Genomic DNA, 1,407 nt, shown 5'->3' with positions numbered 1-1,407 from the left:
GGCGGCCCAGGAGGGCCGGGTGTGGCTTATGGCTTCTTGCCTTCAGTGGCTTCGCAGGAGTGGCCGCCCGGTCCTCCCGGGCGCCCTGGCTGCTGATTGAGATGTGTGTTTCGGTCGCTGATTACGGAGATGACAGCGGGGTGTTCCTCGGGCCAACGGTGTGCTGTTGGAACTGAGGAGGGGCGAGTGAACGGGCGACGGGCCCAGGTCTGGGCCGGCATCGATGCAGGCAAAGGGCATCACTGGGCGGCGGTAGTCGACGAGACCGGTGCGACGCTGTGGTCGAAGAAGATCGACAACGACGAGTCGGCGGTCCTGACCGCGCTCGGCGAAATCCTCGACCTGGCGGACCACGTCCACTGGGCGGTGGATATCTCGGGGACGTCCTCGGCGCTGCTGCTGGCCCTGCTCGCGGCCCACGGCCAGCAGGCTGTCTACGTGCCCGGACGCACGGTCAACCGCATGTCCGGGGCCTACCGTGGTGAGGCGAAGACCGACGCCCGTGACGCCTACGTCATAGCCGAAACCGCCCGCCACCGAAACGACTTCGCCGCGATCGCCGTGCCCGCGCAGCTCGCCGCCGATCTTGCACTGCTGACCGCCCACCGTGCCGACCTGGTGGCCGACCGGGTACGGATGATCAACCGCCTGCGCGACGTACTCACCGGCGTCTTCCCCGCTCTGGAGCGGGCCTTCGACTACTCCGCCCATAAGGGTGCGCTGGTGCTGCTGACGGGCTATCAGACCCCGGCTGCAATCCGCCGCCGCGGCCGGACGAGGCTGGCGGCCTGGCTGGCCAACCGCAGTGTCCGGGGCGCCGACTCGGTTGCCGCAACCGCGCTGGAGTCCGCACAGGCCCAGCAGACCGCGCTGCCCGGCGAGGATGTCGCCGCACAGATCGTCGCCGACCTGGCCACGCAGATCCTGGCCCTGGACGACCGCCTCAAGCGGATCGACAAACAGATCCGCGACACGTTCCGCAGCCACCCGCAGGCAGAGATCATCGAGTCCCTGCCCGGCATGGGACCCATCCTCGGCGCCGAGTTCATCGTGTCCGCCGGCGACCTGTCGGCCTACGCCGACGCCGGCCATCTGGCCTCTGCGGCCGGACTGGTGCCGGTCCCGCGTGACTCCGGGCGCCGCACCGGCAACCTGCACCGGCCCCAGCGCTACAGCCGCCGCCTGCGCCGGGTGTTCTACATGTCCGCGCAGACCAGCATCATTCGCGAGGGACCGAACCGGGACTTCTACCTCAAGAAGCGCGGAGAGGGCTGCAAACACGTCCAGGCCATCATCGCCCTGGCCCGCCGACGAGCGAGCGTGATGTGGGCGCTGCTGCGTGACGGAAGGGTCTTCACCTCCGCCCCACCGGTCACGCAAGCCGCTTGATTTCGTCATTGAGACTCC

Annotated in this window: 1 protein-coding gene; it reads left to right on the top strand. The window is 68.9% G+C overall.

Features of this window, described 5'->3' with window-relative positions:
* Positions 1–186 precede the first annotated feature (186 nt).
* A complete protein-coding gene (locus H180DRAFT_RS28370; RefSeq protein WP_055489023.1) occupies positions 187–1,389 on the top strand; it encodes an IS110 family RNA-guided transposase in 1,203 nt (400 codons plus the stop codon).
* Positions 1,390–1,407: the final 18 nt, after the last annotated feature.

The organism is Streptomyces sp. WMMB 322, from assembly GCF_900090145.1.
GTDB lineage: Bacteria > Actinomycetota > Actinomycetes > Streptomycetales > Streptomycetaceae > Streptomyces.
Note: the sequence above shows the minus strand (reverse complement) of the source record. Positions and strands in the feature narration are given on the sequence as shown.